The following is a 21493-nucleotide window of genomic DNA, read 5'->3' as shown; positions in this document are numbered from 1 at the left end:
ATCTACCTCCCGATTGAGATTATTTCATCGAACATTTCGCGGATCGCATTCATCACCTGGGCGAGTGCCGCGTAGTTGTTCTGCAGCACGGTTAGTTGTGCCAGTTCGTCATCGACATTGACGCCGGTGAGATTGCGGAATTTCTGTTCGACGCTGGCCTGCAGATTCTCGGCGGTGTCGCGGGCGGCTTCGTTGTCGAAGACCTGCCGGGCGTGATAGGCCATCACGCCGCTGACCAGGCCGAAGATATTGACATTGGCGGTGCTGAGCCCGTTCGGCTCGCCGGCCGGATTGATCTGCGCCGCGGTCAGCGTGGTATTGCGCATCGCCTGCTGAACATCTCCCATGCGGGTGGCGTCCAGCGTCGTCGGATCGGCCGTGAAAGAGCCGTCGATCTCCAGCGTGGCGGCGGCATTCCCTGCCGTGTAGTTGAACAGATTCGAACCGTAAGCGGCGTTCACAACGTCGGCGATGTTGCGCGCCATGGAATCGAGCTGGTTGAAGAATTTCTCCATCGCGCCGACATTGCCGTCCGAACTGGCCAGCGCCGCGGCGCTGCCGTTCAGATAGTCCAGGCTGGCACGCAACGATCCCTGGTCGAATCCCCCGGTGACATCGCCACCAGTGCCATTGCTGATCGTGCCGGTATTGGTATCGTAGCTGAAATTTTGCGCCGTCACGCCAACCAGCTGGACACCAGCATCAGTGTAGAGTGACATGGAGCCGTTGTCGGCCATGACGGTGCGTACGCCGACCAAACCCGCGATCTTGGCCACTTCGGCGTCACGCAGATCTTCCAGATCTCCGGTCGGCATACCGGTGGCCTTCAGGCTGACGATCTTGGCATTCAGGGCGGCGATGCCCTTGGTGGCATCGTTCAGCGTGTCGACGCCCAGCCGGATATCGTCCTGCGCCAGATTCTGCAGCGTGGTGCGCTGGCCGGCAAGCCGGTTGACCTCCTTGGCGAGTTCCTGGCCGCGCTGCACTACCAGCGCCTTCAGCGTCGTATCTTCCGGTGTCGCTTCCAGCCGCTTCACGGCATCCTCGAAACTGGTCAGCCGCGATTCCAGCGGCGTCTGCCCACCGTCTGTGATGTCTATCCCCAGCACTTCCGCCAGACGACGCGCCTGATCGGCACTCGTACTCAGCCGGCCGTAATCCGCCGTGGCGCCGTAGTAATCCTGCAGCACGTCCGGCGCGGCGGCGCGCACGATGGCAGCCACCACCGCCGCCATCGGATCGCCGCCGGCGGCCGGCGTGGTGAGCTGCACCATCTTGCGGGCGTAGTTCGGGTTCTGCGCATTCGCGATATTGCCCGAAGCCACCCCCGTCTGAGCCTGTATGGTCGACAGGCCCATCAGCGCGGTGTTGAGTGCGGCCGTCAGCGACATGATCTCGCCTCCTCAGATCCGGCGCATCAGCGTCGGATGTTGATGGTTTCCTGCAGCAGCTCATCGGTCGTCGTGATGATGCGTGCATTGGCCGAATAGGCACGCTGGGCGACGATCAGCTTGGAGAATTCCTCGGCGATATCGACATTCGAGCCTTCCACAGCCGATGAGACGAAATCGCCAACGCCACTGGAGCCGGCTTCAGCCAGGATCGGCGAACCCGACCGGGGCGTGGCAACGAAGGCATTTCCATTCACGCGATCGAGTTCTGTGGGGTCGTTAAAGCGCGCAATCGGTATCTGGTAGAAGGTCTTCACATTGCCATTGTCGAAGGTCACCGAAACGTAACCCTGCTCGTCGATGGCCAGGCTTTTGAAGTTGCCCTGCGGGACGCCATTCTGCTCGAAACTGTTCAGCGTCAGCTTGTCGCCGGCATACTGCGTGGTGCCGGTGTTGTTGCCGTAGGAACCGAGATCGAGGCTGATCGCCTGCGGCCCGTTGCCGAAATCAAGATTAAAACCGAGAGCGGCATTGGCGCCGGTGGCGGTGTTCGCGGTGGCGGTCAGGCCACCGGCAGTACTCATCGAGGAGATGGTGCCGTCCGGTGTAACCGTCCCGTCGGTCAGGGTGCCGCCGAAGCTGACGGTGGCCGGACCGAAGCTGGAGGGTGTGCTGTCGGGGGCATTGACCTGCAGCGTCCAGTCGCTGTCGCCAATCCGCGTCCAGGTCAGGTTGACGGTACGGGCATTGCCCAGCGCGTCAAAGATCTGGATCGAGCTGGCTGGCAGGGTGGCCGGCAGATTACCGTTGGCATCCAGCGCGTTCGACGGCAGGTTCGCCGCGTATTCCACCAGGTTGGTGGCGACCGGTGCATCGAGCAGGTTGGACACGCGCACCTCGGAGGTGCTGGAGGTGTCCACCTCGCCGGTCACCGGATCGACCCGCCAGCCCTGCAGGTAATAGCCCGACGAGTTGATCAGGAAGCCTTCCGAGTTCTGATTGAAGTCGCCGACGCGCGTGTAGTAGTTGGTGGCTTCGAAGATCGGCAGGCCGGTGGACGGATCGACGCCCGTCTGCTTCGACACCGGAATGAAGCCGTTGCCCGAAATGGCGATCGAGGTGGTGGATGACACCCGCGTGATTGGGCCCGGCGCATTATTGGCGAAGAACGGCTGGTTCAGCACGCCGCCCGAGGAATGCGTATTGGCCTGCGCGCTCGATTGCGTGACCAGCGTCTGGAAACGCGATTCCACTTTCTTGTAACCGACTGTACTGGCATTCGCGACGTTATCGGAGATGTAGCCGATAGCAGCGGACTGGCCGTTCATTCCGGAAATCGCGGTCTGCATTGCACCGGTGATCGACATGGTTTGCTCCCTGGTTGGATGGCGATGTCGCCGCTGCCTGGAGCAAGGATCGTGCCGGTTTATGACTCCTATCCTATCCCCTTGGCAAAGCGCCATTTGTTGCCAAAGGGTTAATGGCAGTTAAGGATCAAGCTTTGCCGGGCGGCCGGGCAGAAATTGCCAAACTAGGAAAAAACTGCGTAGTTTCAATGATTTTAACGATACCCCGTAGTCTTGCTACGGTATATTACAGGTAATAAAAGTTAACATTACTGGAGATGCTTAAAACCCGTTAGGGCAGCTCTGTAAGACTGTTTCAGGAACAGACTTCCGATTGTCCGAGAACGGTTTATCTCCGCAACCCGTGCCGCCCTCGCCCCACTCTGCGTTCATCATGAACATCGTCGTTACCATGTTACGGATCGTGTCGAGCCCTTCATTGCTCCGATACGAAGCATCCCTCACGCGCGGCATGCACCTTGCTCCTGCATCGACAACACAACAGGAGCGAAGCGATGGCGATAAGTGGCGTAATGAGTATGGCGGTGCAGGCGCTGAACGCGCAGTCGATGGCGATCAGCAACATTGCCGACAACGTCGCCAATGCCGGCACTGTCGGTTACAAGGCGGTGGAGACGCAGTTCCGCGATCTGGTGCAGGGCATGCAGTCGGCCGCCAGTCCGGTGCTGGGCGGCACCAAACAGGCTGGCGTGATCGGCTATGCTGATTTCAACAACCGCAGGCAGGGTCAGATCGCCAGCGACCTGGACAATCCGGCATCGGCAGCGATCGACGGCAACGGTTTCTTCGCGGTGGCCAAGCCTGCCGGTGTCGATCCGGAAACCGGCGTTGCCACCGGTTTCGAAACCGAGACGTATTATACGCGCCAGGGGGATTTCCACCTCGACAGCAGCGGCCGGCTGGTCAATTCGGCAGGTTTCTATCTGATGGGTTCGGCCAGCGCCAATGGCACCACACCCTCGGTGCTGACCATCGACACGCGCGACAATGCCGCCGGCAGCGGCTTCAGCCATGTCAGTATCGACGATGGCGGCGTGATCACCGTGCATTACGACGACAAGACCACCGCCCAGCAGGGCCAGGTGCTGCTGGCCAATTTCCGCGAACCCGATAAGCTCGACCGCGTGGATGGGACCGCCTATCGCACCACGGCAGAGTCAGGCGATGCCGTCTACGGCAATCCGATAAATGCCGCCAATCGCGCCGGCATCGGCACGATCAAGGGCAGCGCACTGGAAAACTCCACCGTCGACACCGCCGGCCAGATGACCATGCTGATCGTGGCACAGCAGGCCTATTCGATGAATTCGCAGGTGATCCAGATGGCCAACGAGATGCTGACCACGGCTGTCAATCTGAAAGGCTAGAAGGTGAGAGCTCCAGACCGTCTCAGGCGGTCTGGAGCGCCTGGACGGCCGGCGTGAAGATATAGCCGCCGCTGCGCACCGTCTTGATCAGTTCGGGCATATTGGGATCAGCCTCGATCTTGCGGCGCAGACGACTGACCTGCACATCCACGCTGCGGTCGAACAGCACGGTGGAGCGACCGCGGGTCAGGTCCAGCAGCTGCTCGCGGCTCAGCACGCGCTGGGGATGCTCGGCGAAGGCCAGCAAAAGGTCGAATTCCCCGGATGTCAGCGGCAATATACCGCCGTCGGGCGCGCGCAGGTGACGCTTGCCGATTTCCAGGGCCCACCCTTCGAACATATAAGCCTGCGGCCGGTCGCTGTCGTCAGGCACGGCTGCAGCGCTGCGTCGCAGGATAGCCTTGATGCGGGCCACCAGTTCGCGCGGACTGAACGGCTTGGTCAGATAGTCGTCGGCGCCGTTCTCCAGGCCCAACACGCGGTCGGCTTCGCCCGACAATGCAGTCAGCAGCAGGATCGGCACAGTCACCTGCTGGCGCAGCCGGCGGAACAATTGCACGCCGTCTTCGCCCGGCAGCATCAGATCGAGCACGATCAGGTCGAAGCGGCCCGTTTTAAGCGCGAGCGACATGCCGCGGCTATCGGCCGCCGGTGTGACGCGGAAGCCATGTTCGACCAGAAACCGCATCACGCGATTGCGGATCTCGCGATCGCCATCGACGATCAGAATATGAGGCGTACGGGACATCGGACTCTGCACTGGGGGAATCAATGTTTCATGCGGGCGCATGATGCCAGCCGGAATTGTCTTTCGAAAGCAAGAGTTTGTAACGCAGTGCTGTTAATGCGCGTTTACCAAGAGTGCAAGACACCCGCGCTCAAGCCGCCTCTTCTTCCGGATCTTCCGGCTCGGGAATCTCACCGGGGTCGAAAACGCCGACCACATCTTCCGGCGGAACCCTGGTGCCCGAGACAATCAGATACTGCTCGCCATCGATCACTTCGACAGCCTGCACATAGCCGCGTCCGTTGACGTTGACGCCGTCGATGGTCTTGCCCGACGCATCCTTCGCCACCACTTCCAGCGTATAGCTGCCAGGGTCGCAGGGTTCGCCGTCGGCATCGGTGCCGTCCCAGGCCACCTCGGTACGACCGTTGGGACCGACAGTGATATCCTCGGCTGGCATGCTGCCGCTGCGCACCACATTGCCATCCTCATCGAGAATTTTGAATTCGACCGTCTCGGTGCCGGGGGGCAGATTGTAGGTCCAGAAGGCCGAGCCGCCATCGGTCAGTTCGACCTCCGGGCTTTCGAAGTCCACCACCTTGCCGATATAATTCAGGTTGCTGCTGGCCTGGCTGGTTTTCAGCATCGCCATCATGGCTTCAAGATTCTTGTTGATGTTGATCTGCTGCTCGACCTGGCTGAACTGCACCAGCTGCTGGGTGAATTCGCTCGGGTCCATCGGCGAGGTCGGATCCTGGTTCTTCAGTTGCGTGGTCAGCAGTTGCAGGAACATCTCGAAATTGCCTGCCAGCGCACTGGCGGCGTTGTTGGCGGCTGAAGTTTGAGTCGTGTTGACGTTTCCGACGCCGGTGACCATGGCTGCTTCTCCTTTGAAGTACGGCCATTGGTCTAGTGCGACTGGAATGCGTGCGATGCAGTAATCTGCGCTGTGCAATTCTGCGTAACAAATTACAGCACAAGCATTAATTCCCGTTAGCCATATTGCGGCGCAGTTACGGTCACCGTTTGGTCATCGCAGCGGGGCTGTTTGTTGTAAGCCTGGTGTAAGAAAACGTGACACATTGGCGTCAGAAAAATTACATCACGGTGTCCGTCATGCTACACGACTTCGCTGCTTCCCTGGCCCCGATCATCAGTTGGGATCATACCGTCAGCCTGTGGCTCAACGGTTTCGCCGGCAGCAATCCCGCGCTGGACCGCTTCGTCTACAACATTGCCGATTCCGCGATGCTGAAGGGCGGCCTGTTCATGGCTTTCTTCTGGTGGCTGTGGTTCAAGCGCGACGACGCGACCACTGAGCGGCGCCAGACCATCCTGACGGCTCTGGCTGGTGCGATTTCCGCCATTGCCATCGCACGCGTGCTGCAGCTCCTGCTGCCGTTCCGCGAGCGTCCGCTGCACAATGATGCCCTCAATCTGACGCCGCCGACTGTGGTCAATCCCGATACGCTGGATGGCTGGAGTTCCTTCCCGAGCGACCATGCCGTGCTGTTTTTTGCGCTCGCCCTGGCGGTCTGGCGCCTGAATCGCCCGCTCGGTATTTTCGCTTTCCTGTGGAGCAGTCTGGCGATCTGCCTGCCGCGTGTTTTCCTCGGTTATCACTACGCCACAGACGTCCTCGTCGGTGCGGTGACCGGCATCGCGATCATGCAGATTGCCTTTGCCGTCCTGCGGCCGCGTCTGCTGGCTCAGCCGCTGCTGCGCTGGGAAAAAGCCCATGCCACATCCTTCTACTGTGCGGCCTTCGTCGCCAGCCTCGAACTCGCCGTGCTGTTCCAGGATGTGCGGCAGCTCACGACCGACAGCCTGTACCTGGTGAATCACCTGACGGTGACGCAGGCAGTGGCAACCGAAGCGACGGCGGTGCAGCCGGGTCTGAAATAGCCATCCAGCTGTCATGCCGCTAATCTGAGGCCTCTGCATCGGGTACATCGGAGGCCCTATGACTGCAATGACAACCGTTCGCCTGCACGCCAATGGACTCTCTGGCGGCGAAACCGTGCCGCGGCTTGGCCAGGGCACCTGGCAGATGGCCGAGAAGCCGGCCTTGCGCAAGGCCGAGATCGCTGCGCTGCGGCTGGGCATCGAACTGGGCATGACGCTGATCGATACCGCCGAGATGTATGCCAGCGGTGGCGCAGAGGAGTTGACCGCCGAGGCCATTGCCGGCCGGCGCGACGACCTCTTCCTGGTCAGCAAGGTGCTGCCGAGCAATTCCAGCCGCAAGGGCACAGTCACCGCCTGCGAACGCAGTCTCAGGCGCCTGCGCACCGACCGCATCGACCTCTACCTGCTGCACTGGCGTGGCAGCCCACCGCTGTCGGAGACGCTGGACGCCTTCGAGGAACTGCAGCACGCCGGCAAGATCCGTTATTGGGGCGTCAGCAACCTCGATGTCAATGATATGCAGGAACTGGCGCAGGACCCGCGTGGCAAGACCTGCACCACCAATCAGGTCCTCTACAACCTGACCCGGCGCGGCATCGAATTCGATCTGCTGCCCTGGCAGCGCAAGCAGCAACAGCCGATCATGGCCTATTCGCCCATCGAGCAGGGACGTCTCGCCGGCCACAAGGGATTGCGGGAGATTGCCCAGCGGCTGAATGCTACCCCGGCGCAGGTGGCGCTGGCCTGGCTGCTGCGGCAGGACAACGTGATCTCTATTCCGAAAGCGACCGCCGAGCAGCATGTGCGGGAAAACCATGCCGCGCTCACGTTGAAGCTCGGCGCTGACGATCTTGCGGCGCTCGACCGCCTCTTCCCGCCGCCGAAACACGCGCAACCGCTGGAAATGATCTAGCTGAAAGCCATCGCCTCGCCCAGAACGGGGACGGTCGATGGACGCATCGGCGAATGCCGTGCGTCATGCGCCGCCTGCTGTACGCCGCGGAAGACGGTGGCGCCAATATCGTTCTGGTAAAGCCAGAGGCTGTTGGCCTGCCCGGTGAAGTTCGGCTCGCCGCCCATCGCCTCGGTCGGCCGGAATCCGGTACCCAGACCGATCCCGAAAATATTGGGTAGTACAGTGCCATCAGCCCGGTAAACCCTGCAGGCGGCATCCACGGCCGGCAGCGACATATCGGTCTGCAGCGGAATCCTGCACCCGGCATGATCGAAGACCGGCAGATGTCGCGACCTGTAGCCAAATGCCGGCACAACGAGCGCGGCATCAGCAAGCAGAGCCTGAACCGCGTCGGGCAACAGTTCGGTCGCGTCCTGGCAGCGGATCGGCAGACTGGCCGGATCCCGGCGAAGCTGCCGCCAGACATCCCTGCCGTTGCCACGCAGGCCGCCAAGGCGGTTGACCCGGCCGGTGCGCGGGCAGACATCGCCGGGCAGGAACGCGTAGCCGTCGGCGGCAGCGGCAGCAGCATTCGAATAGAAGACTGGCGGCTCCTGGCGCGACAGCATCACGATCTCAAGCCCGGGCACCGCCTCCTCCCCCAACAGATGCGTCAGGGCCCAGGCGACTGAATAGGCACTGTGCGATCCGCCAAGGATCGCGACGCGCCGGCGCTGCGCGCGGCGCAGGATATCAACGGCCTCGCACAGACCCGCCGCCGTGAGGATTTTGTCGGACGGCAGGATGTTCGGATGCAAGGTGGCGGGCGGCATGGCTGCATGCATAGCCCCAAGGGCCATCACCAGCGATTGGCCCTGCAGCTTGCGGCGCCGGCCGGCCTTGCCGACGGCTTTCACCTTCACGCTGCCATCCGGCATGACAGTGACTGAGCGGGCGGTCGTATTGGTCAGCACGGCGCAGCGCGGATGCCGCGACAACAGATCGGCCAGACCGGTGCCGAGCCGCGCCATGAAGCGGCCAACCAGGGATAATGGCGGCAAACCGTCACGATAATGCTGCATCTCCTGCGTGACGGGATCGGACCGCATCTGCCGTAGAAAGGGATGCGCGCTGCCGCCGTCCAGGCATTCGAGATATGCGCTGCCCAGCGTATCGGAATTGATCGCATAGCGCCCGAGCGATCCGCCGAGTTGCGGCTGACTTTCGATCAGCACGATGCCCTGGTCCAGCCACGCATCGAGGAATCCGGTCTGGGCCGCCCAGATCAGCGCACCCGTACCGCCTGGTCCGCCGCCCAGAATGATCGTGGAAGGTAATGTCACGAAGCCGCCCCCATCACATCCCGGATCAAGGTGGCGATACGGCCGATCACCTGGTCGTCGACGGATCGCGAGGTCGGCAGGTTGACGCCGGTTTCCGACAGTGCCCTGCTATGGAGACAATCGCCGGCATATTTCTCGTATAGCGGCATGGCCGACAGCGAATGGAAGAACGGCCGCATTTCGATATCGGCAGCATGCGCCGCTGCAATCAGCCGGCTGCGCAGATGGGCAGGTACCTGAAGGCAGGTCAGCCAGACCACATTGCCGTAGGAGTCCGGCAGCTCAGGCGGAAAAGCAATGCCAGGGATTCCGTCCAACGCATGGCGATATCGCGCGGCGATACTGCGATTGCGATCCAGAATGCGGTCGATGCGCCAAAGCTGCGACTGGCCGATCGCTGCCTGCAGATTGGTCATGCGGTAATTGTAGCCGACCCGCTCATGCCAATAAGACTTGCCCGGCACCATGCCGTGATCGCGCAACTCACGCAGCATACGCGCAAGGCTGTCGGAGGCCGTCAGGCACATGCCGCCTTCACCGGTGGTGACGATCTTGTTGGCGAAGAAGGAGAAGCAGGCGATGTCGCCAAAAGTGCCGACGCGGGCACCGTCATACGTGGCGCCGTGCGCCTCGGCACAATCTTCAATGACGAAGATGCTGCGGCTGCGTGCCAGTTCGGCAATCGGGCCGATCTCGGCAGGGCGGCCATGCAGATGCACCGGGATCACTGCCTTGGTGTGCGGCGTGCAAGCAGCGGCAAAGCCGGCCGCACTCATGGTCCAGGTCAGCGGATCGATATCGACAATCACAGGCGTGGCGCCGCAATAAAGTACGGCGTTGATGGTCGCTGCGAAAGTCAGATCCGGCACGATCACTTCGTCGCCCGGGCCGATGCCAAGTGCGACCAGCGCCAGATGCAGCGCCGCGGTCCCGTTCGACACCGCAATGCCGTGCGGCAGCCCCACAAAGGCAGAGAACTCCTCCTCGAACTTGCCGATATACGGGCCTTTGCTGGATACCCAGGAGGAGATGAATGCGTCCAGTACGGCGCGGAACTCGTGGCGCGTCAGGTCGGGATGGGCGATCTGGATATACTGCTCGCTGCGATCCAGTCTGATGCTGTTGAGATAACCGTTCTCCGTTACGATCGGGCTAAGGATCTTGTCGTCGACATTCACATCGTTGCGCAACTGGCCATTGCCCAAAGGATCAGCCATGTGGCTGACCAGCGGATCCAGCATCGGCTCATGAATCGCGCTGCCGTCCAGGATGGCGCGGCGGATATCGTCGAGCGAGACCTTGCCGACCGGCTTGCCCTCGTCGACGACCACGCAGGCCCCGACACCGTTATCGAGGCATTTCTCGATCGCGGCGAACACACTGTCCGACCGCTTGCACGTATAGGGTTGGCAATCCTGTTCGTCTTCAGTAGCCAGCACCGGCGTCACCTCCCGAGAAGCATTTCCATAGCTTCCACCGCTGTTGCCCGCTGCAGCACATGCACTGACTATCCGAAAGTCGTGCTGCCTTGGTTGCGGATCACAACGCCGACGATCCGCCGAAATCCCCTTTCCAACCAGTGACTAGCCGGTGTCTGCCCAAGGCCTGCGCATATTGCGCTGCGAGGTGAGCCAGTCCGCATAGGCAATTCGATGACGGCAGGGTGGTCGCTGCCCCCTTTTGATCACTGGCCGAGCATACCCGGCTGAGGCCACTCTACTGGCGGTGATCATCCCGACCGTGATCGACTCGCCAGGAAACCATATGAAATGCCTGTGGCTTACGCTTGCCGATCCCGAACCCCGTACGAACGGGCAATACATCTATTCGGGCGGCCTGATCGACGCACTGGCGGGCAGTGGTGCCAGACTGACGGTGGTTGGGCTGGCGCGCGATGCAGCAGAACGCGCCGCTTCAGGGCAGATCCGCTGGCATTTGGTGGCCCAGGCGCCTCAATCCGCCTCCGCTGCCCTGCTCTCACCCTGGCCGCAGGTCGCCTCGCGGAGCCGGACGCCCGCCATGCGGCAGGCGATTGAATCCTGTCTCAATGACTCCTGGGATGCGATCCTGTTCGACAGCATTGCCGTTGGCTGGGCGCTCAGGCATGTGCTGCGTTATCAAAAGGACCGGCCGGAAACCGCAGTGGTCTATCTTTCGCATAACCATGAGAGAAGCGTTGCCTGGCATATCGCGTCGCACGAGGCAGGCCTGCCACGTCGCCTACTGCGAATCATCGACGCTGCGAAGGTGACGTGGCTTGAAAGCCGCCTGATACGCCATGCCGACCTGCTGACCGCCAACACCCCGGACGATGTTACAAAATTTGCCGCCACTGCAGGAGCACCGCCAGTTGCGCTGCTCCCGCCGGGCTACGGCGGAAACCGCCATCAGCGACAGCTGGATGTCTCCCTGCCGCGTCGCGCCGTGATCGTCGGCAGTTTCGACTGGTTGCCCAAGCGGATCAGCCTTGAAGCTTTCCTCAAGGATGCCGCACCTCTGTTCGACGCCAGCGGCATCGAACTGCAGGTGGTGGGACAAACCGAAAGCGAATACCTCGCCCGGCTGGCTGCCGAATACCCGGCGGTCGATTTCACCGGCGGCGTCCCCGATATCCGGCGCTATCTGGCCGGAGCCCGCATTGCGCTGGTGCCCGATCTGCTGGGCGGCTTCAAACTCAAGACGCTCGACTACGTGTTCCATCGCCGGCCGATTTTCGCCATGCAGGGCGCTGTGCCAGGCACACCGCTGGTGGACGGCATTTCGCTGCGCGAATTCGACAGCCATGCGGCACTCGGCCGGGGCGTAGTGGATGCCATGGATGATCTTCCGGCCCTGAATGCACAGCAGATGGCGGCCTATGCGGCTTGCGAAAAGGCATTCGACTGGAAGGAGATCGGCAGCAATCTGTTCCGTATGCTCCGCGATGCCCGCCGCCGCACCGGGACCAGTCCAGCGGCGGGCATGGCCAGAGCTGGCGCCGATTAAAGACGCTTGAGCCTTTCGGCAATGCGATGTGGCATGGCCGGCGACTCATCAGGCGGCAGGAAAATGAAGTTGTAGAGATACCGTCCAAACCGTTCGCGCTTGCTGAGCGGTGCCTTCAGATCCGGCAGATTTTCCGGTCGCTGGTACTTGTCGGAGGAAAATGACTTGATCAGCCGCAGCTCGCCATCGGCGACGAAATAGCCGCGATAGCCCAGTTCATCGAAATAGCTGCGCGCCCGCGCAAGGCCGCCCGGGGAGAGTCGCTCGTCCACCTCCACCAGCATACGCGGCTGAGAGCGGCGGATGGTGCTGACGGCGCCATCCAGTACGGCCTGTTCGTGGCCTTCCACGTCGATCTTGATGAAACCGACATCGCCCTCGTAGATCGCATCGAGCCGGTCCAGTGGCACTTGGACCGTAGTGAAGCCTGGATAGGTCGCCGAGGCTCCATCTGAAATGGTGGAACAGCCCGTCACCGCCACGCCATCCACCACCGGAATACGCAGTTCGGTCTCACCGGTTTCGCGCGACAGCGCCACTGGATGAACCGTCACCCTGCTCTCGAATTTCTCGCGCAGGGCCTCGGCCAGCGATGGCATCGGCTCGAAGGCATGCACCATGCGGGAATGCTTGCGCATGAAATGTACGTAGCTGCCGTCATTGGCGCCGACGTCGATCGAATCGCGCTGTGGATCGCACAGCAGGTCGAGCAGATGCAGTTCGACTTCACCGTAACGCAGGTAGAACTGCTCTTCCCGCCAATTCAGCACGGATTGCGGACACAGCGACCGCAAGGTGCGCTTGCCGTCTCGCAGCAGGCTTGCACCCGGGAAACCGGCCCTGGAAGGTTCGGTGGTTTGGCTTTCTGTCAGCATGTTTGTCTCCTCGCTCGGCCGGGAAGGATAAAGCCCGGGGCGGCGGGAAGCCGGTGACAAGCGCATGATCCGTCGTCTGCAGCCGGACAGGCGGTTTGCCCGTGCCGGCCACCGCTCGATGACTGGCGAAGGTCCATGGCAACCACTGTCGAACCTGGCCAGCCAGGCCGGCGTCGGCGGGCGAGACTCGCATTGAACTTGGCTGAAAATGTGCTATTATTCCTATATCAATAACACTTACTCGTGTGCCTTTGTGTCCGCGTCAGCCGGCCCAGTTGCGTTGTTGGACATCGTAGATAGGGATATCAATGCCTTGGCACGGAATACCGAGGTTCAAGACGGATGCAACGGGACGGAACAGGCCGAAACGGGACGGAACTGGCTAGAACGGGACGGAACTGGCCCCGAATGGGACGAAACTGGCCCCGAACAGGACGAAACAGGCGCCAACGGGCGGCCAGTTTCCTTAATCGAGGCCGAGATAGGCCTTACGAATCTCGGGCCGACGCATCAGGTCGTCGGCCGGGCCCTCCATTACGATACGGCCCTCTTCCAGCACATAGACGCGTTTGGCGATTTCCATCGCCATGCTGACATTCTGCTCGACCAGCAGTATCGACAGGCCGTCGGCGTTGATGCGACGGATCGCGTCGAACATGTCCATCACAATCGACGGCGCCAGGCCGAGCGAAGGCTCATCCAGCAGCAACAGCCGGGGCCGCGCCATCAGCGCACGGCCGATCGCCACCATCTGCTGCTGGCCGCCCGAGAGCGAACCGGCCGGCATCGGCAGCTTCTGGCGCACGGCGGGAAACAGCTCGCAAACCTGCTCCAGCGTTTCCTTGCGGCGCGCCTTGGCCTCGGGCAGGTAGCTGCCGAGTTCCAGATTCTCCATTACCGTCATGCTGGCGAACAGCCGGCGGCTTTCCGGCACGATGGCAATGCCGGCCTGGCAGAATTTATGCGGCGCGATCCGCGTCACATCCTTGCCGTGGAACACGATGCCGCCCTGTGAGGCGCGGTTCAGCCCGGCCAGCGTGTTGATCAGCGTGGTCTTGCCGGCGCCATTGGGCCCGACGACACAGACCAGTTCGCCGGTGCCGACCTTGATGCTGACATCCCACAAGGCGGGTGCTGCGCCATAGGCGACTTTCAGGTTGCTGACCTCAAGCATGGGCTTTCCCCAGATAGGCCGCCTTGACCTGCTCGTCGTTCATCACATCCACCGCTGCGCCCTGCGCGATCAACCCGCCGTAATTCAGCACCACGATCCGGTCGGTCAGCGCCATCACCGCGCGCATCACATGCTCGACAAAGATGATCGTGGTGCCGCGGTCGCGGATCCGCTGGATCATCTCGATGGCTTCGTTGATCTCGCTCGGCGTCAGGCCGGACAGCACTTCGTCCAGCATCAGCAGCTTGGGCCGCGCCGCCAGCGCACGTGCCAGTTCCAGGAACTTGCGCTGGTGGAGGTTGAGATCCTCGGGCAACACATGGGCGCGATGCGACAGCCCGGCGAAGGCAACGAATTCCTCGGCCTGCTTCATCGCTTCGGCACGGCTCATCCCCTCGCCGCCGAACATCCCGACCATGGCGACATTTTCCAGCACGGTCATATGGCCGAAGGGCCGCGGAATCTGATAGGTGCGCGCGATGCCGGCCTGGGCGAAGCGATGCGCGTCCAGCCCGGTCAGGGTCTTGCCATCGAACACGATCTCGCCGGCCGTCGACTTGAAATGCCCGCTGACCACATTGATGAAGGTCGACTTGCCCGAACCGTTCGGCCCGATCAGGCCCAGGATCTCGCCCTTGCGCACTTCGAGGGTTACATCGTCGAGCGCCTTGAGGCCGGCAAACGACTTGGTCAGGCCGCGCACCTGCAGCAGCACCTCGCCCGAGATCACCGGCTTGGCTGCCAGCCGCACCACCGGGGCCGCCTGCCCGTCGACACCCTCATGTGATGGCGGAGGCTCGACCACGGCCTGCTGCTTGCGTCGGGCATGACGCCAGTTGGTGAAGACGCCCAGCACGCCGGTCGGCATGAACAGGATCACGACCACCAGGATCAGGCCGACCATGGCACGGCCGAACACGGCAAAATCGCCCGAGGTGAAGAAATACAGCAGACAAGTGATGAACACCGCACCAACGGCCGGCCCGATCCAGTGCCGGCTGCCGCCCAGGATGCTCATCAGCACCACCGACAGCGGCACCGTGATCGAGAAGGTCTCCGAAACAGTGACATAGGAGATGAACACCGCATGGATGCCGCCAGCCAGACCGACCAGACCGCAGGAGATCGCCAGCGCATAGAGCTTGAAACGATAGGTCGGTACGCCCATCACCTCGGCGACGTCTTCGTCGTCATGAATGGCAAAGAGGCCCGCACCGAACTTGGAAGCATAAATCCAGTAGGAGATCAGCAATGTCGCCACTGCGCTGACGAGGCCCAGCATATAGAGCGAGGCTGCCGGCGACGGGCCGAGCCTGGGGATATCGACGCCGAGCAGGTAGATGCCGGGGCCGCCATCGATGCTGGTGTTGAGGATGATGGTGGCCAGCACGAAGGTGATGGCAAGAGTGAGCAATGCAAACAACTCCCCGCGCACACTGGCGACGCGGAACACGACCGCGCCGAGCGCCACACCGAGTGCGGCTGCCACCAGCACCGCGGCGGGCAGCGTGGCGAGGAAAGGCCAGCCCACAGTGCCGGCCAGATAGGCCGTGCCGTAGATGCCGGCGCCGAAGAAGGCGCCATGACCAAAGGAGAAGTAGCCGGTATAGCCGGATAGGATGTTCCACGACACCGCGAGGATGATCCAGTGGAACAGCAGATAGAGGAAGGATTCCCAGAAAGCCGGCGCACCAAGCCAGGGCAGCGTCGACAAAGCGATGCCGGCTGCCACGATGCCGGAAACAATGGCCTTGTTCATGATCAGGCCCTACCCGGACGGAACAGCAGCATGAGAATCAGCAATGAGAAAGACACGATGGGCGCCCAGCTTGGCGCGAAGATCGCCATGGCGATGGCCTCGCTCACCCCGATGATGATACCGGCGACCAGCGGCCCGAGCGCGCTGCCCAGCCCGCCCAGCATCACCACGGCGAAAACAACGCCGACCCAGGAGAAAATTTGCGTAGGCGTCAGTGTGAAGGTCAGTGCGAAGCAGACACCTGCGATGGAGGCCAATGCGACGCAGGTGCCCGACAGCATCAGCGACAGCCAGCGCTGGTTGATGCCGAAAGCAGCCGCGATCGGCCCGTCCTCGGCCATGGCGCGCATTGCCTTGCCGATGTCGGTAAATCTCATGGCCGCCCAGACGCCGAAGGCGAACAGGATGGCGAGCAGCAAAGTCAGCAGCTCGGGCACCGGCACGAACAGGCCGGCGATCTTGAACTTCTCCTCACCATAGGCCGACTGCAATTTGCGGAAGTCGGCAGTCCAGACATACTGGATCAGGCTTTCGATCATCACTGTGAAACCGAAGGTGACGAGCAGAGAATTGAAGGGAGAAATCTTGAAGCGCGACAGCAGCCATTGCTGTGCCACGCCGATGGCGAAGAAGAACGGCGGCAGGATCAGCAGCGTGAGCAGCGGATCGAGGCCCCAGACCGACACCATATGGTAGCTGAGATAGGCGGAGAGAAAGACGAAGCCGAAATGTGCCAGGTTGATCTGGCGCAGCAGGCCCCAGGACAATCCCAAGCCCAGACCGATCAGGCTGTACATCCCGCCTATGAATACGCCAGACAGGATGGATTGCAGCAGAAGGTTCAGGCTTGGGAAAGTCATCAGGAGTTTACTCGGTTACGATTACTGCTTGAGCGTGGCGCCCGGCGCAGCCCATTCCTTCGGCCAGACGGTGACCCAGTTGCCATTCTGCACCTGCTTGATGCGCATCAGGTCGTCACCGAAGTTGTTGCCCTTGTCAAAGCGCAACGTGCCCTGGATGGTCTTGACCTGATTGGCCTTCAGCCAGGCCGCCATCTTCTTGTCATCCAGGCTCTTGGTGGCAACAACCGAGGCTTCCAGCAACTGCCAGGCCGTGAAGCTTGCTGCTGCCTGCACTTCCACCTTGGTGTAGGGGAAGCCGGCCGCCTTGGCCCGTTCGTTGTAGGTCTTCACGAACTTTGCAGCCACCGGATTATTGGTGAATGGCGCATGCTCTTCGAAGATGGTGACCGAGAGCGCATTCTTGGTTTCCGGTGACGTCGCCATCGGGCCAGGAGCCGGGTAGAGATGGAAATGCAGCGGCGGCTCGTAGTCGAGTTTCTTCATCGCCTCGAGCAGCATGTTGCCTTCCAGACCGATATCGCCAACGAAGACGAGATCAGGCTTGGCATCCTTGACGCGGGCGGCGATCGGACCGAAGTCGCGGTTGCCGAATTCCCATTCGAGGAACAGCACCTCCTGCAGGCCACGCTTCTTGGCCACTTCACGCGCACCCAGGCTGAGGAAATGCAGCGAGGGGAACTTGGAGGTGACGATGGCGATGGTCTTCGGCGGCTTCGGCAAAGCAGCCAGAGCATCGAACAGCGTATTGGGGACAGTGGTGCCCGGATTGGGGCCGAGCGACCAGGCCGGGAAGTGCATGTCGTACTTCGCCAGCGAAGGCACGCCCATGGTGTGATGGATCAGCATCTTGTTATAGCGCTGCGCCACGCCGATGGCGGACAGGATCGCGCCGGTGGCATAGGGGCCCATCAGCAGATCGACCTTGTCGGAGGTGACGAGCTGCTCATAGAGCGTGCGTGCCACATCCGGCTTGGACTGGTCGTCCTTGACGATCCATTCCACCTTGCGGCCGAGCAGGCCGCCGCGGGCATTCAGATCCTCAACGTAAATCTCGCCGACCAGCTTATGCACCAGAGCCGTGGCCGAGAGCGGACCGGTCAGCGCCAGCGTGCTGCCAACGCGGACCGGCGCGCTCTGCGCCAGTACCGGCGAAGCGGCAAGGCTTAAACAGCCCGCCGCGACTGCCGCCATGGCGACAATCCGTTTCAAGCTTTTCATTGTTTCCTCCCTAGATGTGTGTCTTATCGACGTCTTACTCGTTCTTAATACCGTTGCGCAGAATACCCACCTTCTCGACTTCCACTTCGACCACATCGCCCTGCTTCATGAAAAGCTGCGGCTTGCGCGCGAAGCCGACACCGGCCGGCGTACCCGAGATGATCACGTCGCCCGGAACCAGTTCGAAGATTTCCGAGCAGGTGCTGACCAGCGTGGCCACGTCGAAGATCATGTGTTCGGTATTGGAATCCTGCAGCACTTCCCCGTTCAGGCGGCACTGGATGCGCAGGCCGACTGCACCGGCCGGCAGTTCATCAGCGGTGACGAGTTCGGGGCCGAAGGAGGCGGTCTTGTCGAAATTCTTGCCGATCATCCACTGGTGCGACTTGAACTGATAGTCGCGGATCGAGCCGTCGTTAAACAGCGAATAACCGACGACATGCTCCAGCGCCTTGTCCTTCGAGATGTGACGACCGGCCTTGCCGATGATCACGGCCAGTTCGGCCTCGTAGTCGAACTGGTCCGACACCGTCGGCTTGATCAGGGCGTCGTCATGCGCGACCCAGGACGACGGGAAGCGATGGAACAGTACCGGATATTTCGGCGCGTCCTTGTAAGGACTTTCAGCGGCATGATCGATGTAATTCAGGCCGACCGCGATCGCCTTGGACGGATTGAGCACCGGCGGAAGTAGCTTGGCACCCTTGAACGGCAGCGTAGAGGCGCCGCCCTTCGCGGCGACTTCCTTGGCCTTGGCCAGACCGCTGACGCCCTGAGCGAGCAGCGCATCGACGCTAGCCGCCACCGAGTTCAGGTCAACGATGTTGTCGCCAACGCGGGCGCCGAGAGAAGCCTTGCCGTTGTTCAGGTAATTGAGCAGACGCATGGGGAGACAGTCCTCTTTTTTACTCAGGTTTCTGGTCAGGCCTTATGGGCCTGGGTTTCGTGATTGGTGATGAAGTCTTCCGGCACGGCCGGGCCCCAGAGGTAGAAGGAATCCTCCGGCGGATGATCCTGCGCCGGCCAACCATCAAGGCCGACGAAGTCGATGTCGTAGGAATATTCGGTGAAGCTGCCCCAGGGATCGCGCTGATAGTAGAAGTAGTTCGAGCCCAGCACGTGGCGGCCCATGCCCCAGCCGTATTTGTAACCCTTGCCGACCATCTGCTCCATGCCGAGGCCGACTTCGTCGACACCGCGCACGACCCAGCTGGTGTGGTGCAAGCCGGGGCCATCCGACTTGGCGAAAGCCAGCAGATGGTGATCGCTGGAATGCACGCCATGCATGAAAGCGATGCCATCGCCCGACTGATCCGAGAGATTCATGCCCATGGCTTCGCGATAGAATTTCAGCGAGCGCGGCACGTCCGAGCAGAACAGCAGCGCATGGGTCAGACGCACCGGCTTGACCGGCTGCATTGAACGGCGATTGATGCCGATGTCGGTGCCCGCCGGATTCTTCATATTCAGCGGCCCGAAGGTCTCACCCTTCACGCTGGGCGATGACTTCTCGGCCACAACGACCTGCAGCGTAATGCCGTCGGGATCGCGCAGCCAGAAGCCCTGCTCATCCACCAGCGGATGCGGGTCGATGAACTTCACACCGATTTTTTCGAGATGCTTGCGCAGCGGCTCGTAATCCTCGGCATAAACGCCGAGCGTCAGGTATTCGAGCTTCTTCGGCTTGCCGCTTTCGAAGACCGAGCCCCAGCGATGCGGATGGCCGAAGGTGTAAAGATCGATGCGGTTGCCGACCTGTCGCACATCAAGGCCGAAGTCGGTGAAATACTGCTTCGCGACGCCAAGGTCGGGCACACTGAAGACGAAACGATCAAGGGAATGGATTGCGGTGACGCCGGGGCGCCGGGGATCTGCCATCTCTGTCTCCTCCAAAACCGCCCTTGTAAGGGTCTGGATTTTTCTATATTTTCGTCTTACACATAGATTTCTGTCATCGCAATATATTTTTCGGATGAAAATAATCCACAGCCCCACCGATGTCGTTCCTGCCGTCCTGACTGAAAGTCCAGGTACGAAATCGCATCGCGCCTATACACAGATCCGCGCCGATATCCTGTCCTGCCATCACCTGCCCGGCACCAAGCTGAATATCGCAGGCCTGGCAGCCGATCTGGATGTCAGTCTCGGCGCGGTGCGTGAGGCACTGTCGATGCTGCAGTCGGAAGCGCTGGTGGTTTCTGAACCGCAACGCGGTTACACGGTGAGCCCGGTTTCGCCGAAGGAACTGGCTGACATCACCGAAGCACGCATCGCTATCGAGGCGCTGTGTCTGCGCACTTCCATCGAACGCGGCGACCTCGCCTGGGAAAGCCGCCTGGTGGCGAGCTGGCACAAGCTGTCGCGCCTGAGCCAGACCGATGCCGGCAAAGACCAGCATCTGAGCGAAACCTGGTCGCGTGCCCATGCCGATTTCCATGCCGAACTGGTCGGTGCCTGCGGCAATGACTGGCTGCTGCGCATGCGCGCCATGCTGTACGAACAGAGTGAACGCTATCGCCGCATGTCGGTCTCGATGCCGCAGCAGACTGGAACCCGTGACGTGCCGGCCGAACATAAGGCGATTTTCGATGCCGTGATGGAACGCGATGTCGAACGTGCCGTCGCTGCACTTGAAACCCACCTGCGTAAGACTGCCACCATCGTACGCAGTTCCGTCGCTCTCTAACTTCCCTTCTCAAGTAAAAAGCAAAAAACATGACCAAGATTTCCGCTGATGCCCTCAAGCAGCTCTTCTTCGATGCCCGCACACAGAACGGCTGGCTCGACAAGCCCGTGTCCGACGAACAGCTGCGCGAGCTTTACGACATCGCCAAGATGGGTGCGACATCGATGAACACGCAGCCGATGCGCGTGATCTTCCTGCGCAGCAAGGAAGCCAAGCAGCGTCTGGCCCCTGCCCTGTCGCCGGGCAATCTGGACAAGACCATGGCGGCACCGGTGACCGCCATCGTGGCGCGCGACATGCAGTTCTTTGAGTACATGCCCGAGATATGGCACAACCCAACGGCACGCGACACCTTCGCCAACAACGCGCCGATGGCGCAGGCAACCGCCGTGCGCAATGCGACTCTCCAGGGCGCTTATCTGATGATCGCCGCCCGTGCCATCGGACTCGATTGCGGCCCGATGAGCGGTTTCGATGTCGCCAAGGTGAATGCCGAATTCCTCCCCGATGGCCGCTGCCAGACCGATTTCCTGTGCAATATCGGCTACGGCGACACATCCAAGCTGATGGGGCGGCAACCGCGCCATGCCTTCGAGCGCGCCTGCACGCTTCTATAATGCCGCATTTCATCGTTCATTGTCTCGATGCTCCGGACGCGCTGCCGCGCCGCCTGGAGCATTATGAGGCGCACAAGGCATATTTGAGCGCTGCGCCAGTGCGCATCCTGGTTTCCGGTCCGCTGATGTCGGACGACGGCGAGACAATGATCGGCAGTCTGTTCCTGATCGAAGCCGACACCAAGGCGGCGGTGGAAGCCTTTAATGCCGCCGATCCCTTCCACCGCGCCGGAATCTGGGCGGAAATCCGCATCCACCGCTTCCTGAAACGGGTCGACCGGCGCGACTGAGTCCAAAACTCATTGACGTGCCGTAGCA

20 protein-coding genes are annotated in these 21493 nt (G+C 61.5%); 7 read left to right on the top strand and 13 right to left on the bottom strand.

Features of this window, described 5'->3' with window-relative positions; translation table 11 throughout:
- Positions 1 to 2: 2 nt before the first annotated feature.
- Entirely contained in the window at positions 3 to 1391 is a 1389-nt protein-coding gene (gene flgK, locus CTR53_RS10070; protein WP_290812308.1) for a flagellar hook-associated protein FlgK, read from the bottom strand.
- Positions 1392 to 1417: 26 nt separating this feature from the next.
- Entirely contained in the window at positions 1418 to 2758 is a 1341-nt protein-coding gene (flgE, locus tag CTR53_RS10065) for a flagellar hook protein FlgE (protein WP_290812305.1), read from the bottom strand.
- A gap of 512 nt (positions 2759 to 3270) precedes the next feature.
- Between flgE and CTR53_RS10060 the strand changes: the two genes are divergently transcribed.
- A complete protein-coding gene (locus CTR53_RS10060; protein WP_290812302.1) occupies positions 3271 to 4125 on the top strand; it encodes a flagellar hook basal-body protein in 855 nt (284 codons plus the stop codon).
- A gap of 22 nt (positions 4126 to 4147) precedes the next feature.
- Here the strand turns inward: CTR53_RS10060 and CTR53_RS10055 are convergent, their stop codons facing one another.
- Together CTR53_RS10055 and CTR53_RS10050 are read right to left on the bottom strand one after the other, a co-directional pair.
- The gene (locus CTR53_RS10055; RefSeq protein ID WP_290812299.1) at positions 4148 to 4873 is read right to left on the bottom strand and encodes a response regulator; all 726 of its coding nucleotides are present in this window, start codon (positions 4871 to 4873) and stop codon (positions 4148 to 4150) included.
- Between the two features lie 130 nt (positions 4874 to 5003).
- Positions 5004 to 5729, bottom strand: a complete 726-nt coding sequence (locus tag CTR53_RS10050; protein ID WP_290812295.1) for a flagellar hook capping FlgD N-terminal domain-containing protein — start codon at positions 5727 to 5729, stop codon at positions 5004 to 5006.
- A 239-nt stretch (positions 5730 to 5968) separates the two neighbouring features.
- Here CTR53_RS10050 and CTR53_RS10045 point away from each other — a divergent pair, with 239 nt between their 5' ends.
- Together CTR53_RS10045 and CTR53_RS10040 are read left to right on the top strand one after the other, a co-directional pair.
- Positions 5969 to 6757 carry a phosphatase PAP2 family protein gene (locus CTR53_RS10045; protein WP_290812292.1) on the top strand — a complete coding sequence of 263 codons (789 nt, stop codon included), beginning with the start codon at positions 5969 to 5971 and terminating at the stop codon, positions 6755 to 6757.
- Between the two features lie 58 nt (positions 6758 to 6815).
- Complete coding sequence (locus CTR53_RS10040; RefSeq protein ID WP_290812289.1) at positions 6816 to 7673, top strand: aldo/keto reductase; 858 nt, start codon at positions 6816 to 6818, stop codon at positions 7671 to 7673.
- On the opposite strand, the gene CTR53_RS10035 is transcribed toward CTR53_RS10040, so the two are convergent.
- Both CTR53_RS10035 and CTR53_RS10030 read right to left on the bottom strand, forming a co-directional pair.
- Entirely contained in the window at positions 7670 to 8998 is a 1329-nt protein-coding gene (locus CTR53_RS10035; RefSeq protein ID WP_290812286.1) for an FAD-dependent oxidoreductase, read from the bottom strand. The two genes, CTR53_RS10040 and CTR53_RS10035, sit on opposite strands and share 4 nt — an antisense overlap.
- A complete protein-coding gene (locus tag CTR53_RS10030) occupies positions 8995 to 10437 on the bottom strand; it encodes an aminotransferase class I/II-fold pyridoxal phosphate-dependent enzyme (RefSeq protein WP_290812283.1) in 1443 nt (480 codons plus the stop codon). Before CTR53_RS10030 ends, CTR53_RS10035 begins: the two co-directional genes overlap by 4 nt.
- A gap of 325 nt (positions 10438 to 10762) precedes the next feature.
- On the opposite strand from CTR53_RS10030, the gene CTR53_RS10025 reads away from it, so the two are divergent.
- A complete protein-coding gene (locus CTR53_RS10025; RefSeq protein WP_290812280.1) occupies positions 10763 to 11983 on the top strand; it encodes a glycosyltransferase in 1221 nt (406 codons plus the stop codon).
- On the opposite strand, the gene CTR53_RS10020 is transcribed toward CTR53_RS10025, so the two are convergent.
- The 7 genes from CTR53_RS10020 to CTR53_RS09990 form a co-directional block, all read right to left on the bottom strand.
- On the bottom strand, positions 11980 to 12858 hold the full coding sequence (locus tag CTR53_RS10020; RefSeq protein WP_290812277.1) for an FkbM family methyltransferase: 879 nt from the start codon (positions 12856 to 12858) through the stop codon (positions 11980 to 11982). The genes CTR53_RS10025 and CTR53_RS10020 overlap by 4 nt on opposite strands.
- A 466-nt stretch (positions 12859 to 13324) precedes the next feature.
- Entirely contained in the window at positions 13325 to 14032 is a 708-nt protein-coding gene (locus CTR53_RS10015) for an ABC transporter ATP-binding protein (protein ID WP_290812274.1), read from the bottom strand.
- Complete coding sequence (locus tag CTR53_RS10010; protein ID WP_290812270.1) at positions 14025 to 15791, bottom strand: branched-chain amino acid ABC transporter ATP-binding protein/permease; 1767 nt, start codon at positions 15789 to 15791, stop codon at positions 14025 to 14027. Before CTR53_RS10010 ends, CTR53_RS10015 begins: the two co-directional genes overlap by 8 nt.
- A gap of 2 nt (positions 15792 to 15793) precedes the next feature.
- Positions 15794 to 16651 carry a branched-chain amino acid ABC transporter permease gene (locus tag CTR53_RS10005; RefSeq protein ID WP_290812267.1) on the bottom strand — a complete coding sequence of 286 codons (858 nt, stop codon included), beginning with the start codon at positions 16649 to 16651 and terminating at the stop codon, positions 15794 to 15796.
- 21 nt (positions 16652 to 16672) lie between these two features.
- The gene (locus CTR53_RS10000) at positions 16673 to 17872 is read right to left on the bottom strand and encodes an amino acid ABC transporter substrate-binding protein (protein WP_290812264.1); all 1200 of its coding nucleotides are present in this window, start codon (positions 17870 to 17872) and stop codon (positions 16673 to 16675) included.
- Positions 17873 to 17906: 34 nt separating this feature from the next.
- Positions 17907 to 18758, bottom strand: coding sequence for a fumarylacetoacetate hydrolase family protein (locus tag CTR53_RS09995; protein WP_290812261.1), 852 nt, complete (start codon positions 18756 to 18758; stop codon positions 17907 to 17909).
- 35 nt (positions 18759 to 18793) lie between these two features.
- The gene (locus CTR53_RS09990) at positions 18794 to 19750 is read right to left on the bottom strand and encodes a VOC family protein (protein ID WP_290812258.1); all 957 of its coding nucleotides are present in this window, start codon (positions 19748 to 19750) and stop codon (positions 18794 to 18796) included.
- Positions 19751 to 19844: 94 nt separating this feature from the next.
- On the opposite strand from CTR53_RS09990, the gene CTR53_RS09985 reads away from it, so the two are divergent.
- From CTR53_RS09985 to CTR53_RS09975, 3 genes are read left to right on the top strand one after another with little or no spacing between them, the layout of a single operon-like run.
- Positions 19845 to 20558, top strand: coding sequence for a GntR family transcriptional regulator (locus CTR53_RS09985; protein WP_290812254.1), 714 nt, complete (start codon positions 19845 to 19847; stop codon positions 20556 to 20558).
- A 29-nt stretch (positions 20559 to 20587) separates the two neighbouring features.
- The gene (locus CTR53_RS09980; protein ID WP_290812251.1) at positions 20588 to 21175 is read left to right on the top strand and encodes a malonic semialdehyde reductase; all 588 of its coding nucleotides are present in this window, start codon (positions 20588 to 20590) and stop codon (positions 21173 to 21175) included.
- Entirely contained in the window at positions 21175 to 21465 is a 291-nt protein-coding gene (locus CTR53_RS09975; RefSeq protein ID WP_290812248.1) for a YciI family protein, read from the top strand. The genes CTR53_RS09980 and CTR53_RS09975 overlap by 1 nt, the downstream gene beginning before the upstream one ends.
- Positions 21466 to 21493: the final 28 nt, after the last annotated feature.

Origin of the sequence: Ferrovibrio sp., assembly GCF_002796975.1 — a bacterium.
Taxonomy (GTDB): Bacteria; Pseudomonadota; Alphaproteobacteria; order Ferrovibrionales; family Ferrovibrionaceae; genus Ferrovibrio.
Note: the sequence above shows the minus strand (reverse complement) of the source record. Positions and strands in the feature narration are given on the sequence as shown.

Excerpts from the sequence above, each read along its gene's own strand:
- CTR53_RS09990 (WP_290812258.1), bottom strand. The coding sequence starts at position 19,750 with ATGGCAGATCCCCGGCGCCCCGGCGTCACCGCAATCCATTCCCTTGAT.
- flgE (WP_290812305.1), bottom strand. The coding sequence starts at position 2,758 with ATGTCGATCACCGGTGCAATGCAGACCGCGATTTCCGGAATGAACGGC.
- CTR53_RS10010 (WP_290812270.1), bottom strand. The coding sequence starts at position 15,791 with ATGAACAAGGCCATTGTTTCCGGCATCGTGGCAGCCGGCATCGCTTTG.
- CTR53_RS09985 (WP_290812254.1), top strand. The coding sequence starts at position 19,845 with ATGAAAATAATCCACAGCCCCACCGATGTCGTTCCTGCCGTCCTGACT.
- CTR53_RS10060 (WP_290812302.1), top strand. The coding sequence starts at position 3,271 with ATGAGTATGGCGGTGCAGGCGCTGAACGCGCAGTCGATGGCGATCAGC.
- CTR53_RS10005 (WP_290812267.1), bottom strand. The coding sequence starts at position 16,651 with ATGACTTTCCCAAGCCTGAACCTTCTGCTGCAATCCATCCTGTCTGGC.
- CTR53_RS10040 (WP_290812289.1), top strand. The coding sequence starts at position 6,816 with ATGACTGCAATGACAACCGTTCGCCTGCACGCCAATGGACTCTCTGGC.
- CTR53_RS10045 (WP_290812292.1), top strand. The coding sequence starts at position 5,969 with ATGCTACACGACTTCGCTGCTTCCCTGGCCCCGATCATCAGTTGGGAT.
- CTR53_RS10020 (WP_290812277.1), bottom strand. The coding sequence starts at position 12,858 with ATGCTGACAGAAAGCCAAACCACCGAACCTTCCAGGGCCGGTTTCCCG.
- CTR53_RS10000 (WP_290812264.1), bottom strand. The coding sequence starts at position 17,872 with ATGAAAAGCTTGAAACGGATTGTCGCCATGGCGGCAGTCGCGGCGGGC.
- CTR53_RS09995 (WP_290812261.1), bottom strand. The coding sequence starts at position 18,758 with ATGCGTCTGCTCAATTACCTGAACAACGGCAAGGCTTCTCTCGGCGCC.
- CTR53_RS10015 (WP_290812274.1), bottom strand. The coding sequence starts at position 14,032 with ATGCTTGAGGTCAGCAACCTGAAAGTCGCCTATGGCGCAGCACCCGCC.
- CTR53_RS09975 (WP_290812248.1), top strand. The coding sequence starts at position 21,175 with ATGCCGCATTTCATCGTTCATTGTCTCGATGCTCCGGACGCGCTGCCG.
- CTR53_RS10050 (WP_290812295.1), bottom strand. The coding sequence starts at position 5,729 with ATGGTCACCGGCGTCGGAAACGTCAACACGACTCAAACTTCAGCCGCC.
- CTR53_RS09980 (WP_290812251.1), top strand. The coding sequence starts at position 20,588 with ATGACCAAGATTTCCGCTGATGCCCTCAAGCAGCTCTTCTTCGATGCC.
- CTR53_RS10055 (WP_290812299.1), bottom strand. The coding sequence starts at position 4,873 with ATGTCCCGTACGCCTCATATTCTGATCGTCGATGGCGATCGCGAGATC.
- flgK (WP_290812308.1), bottom strand. The coding sequence starts at position 1,391 with ATGTCGCTGACGGCCGCACTCAACACCGCGCTGATGGGCCTGTCGACC.
- CTR53_RS10025 (WP_290812280.1), top strand. The coding sequence starts at position 10,763 with ATGAAATGCCTGTGGCTTACGCTTGCCGATCCCGAACCCCGTACGAAC.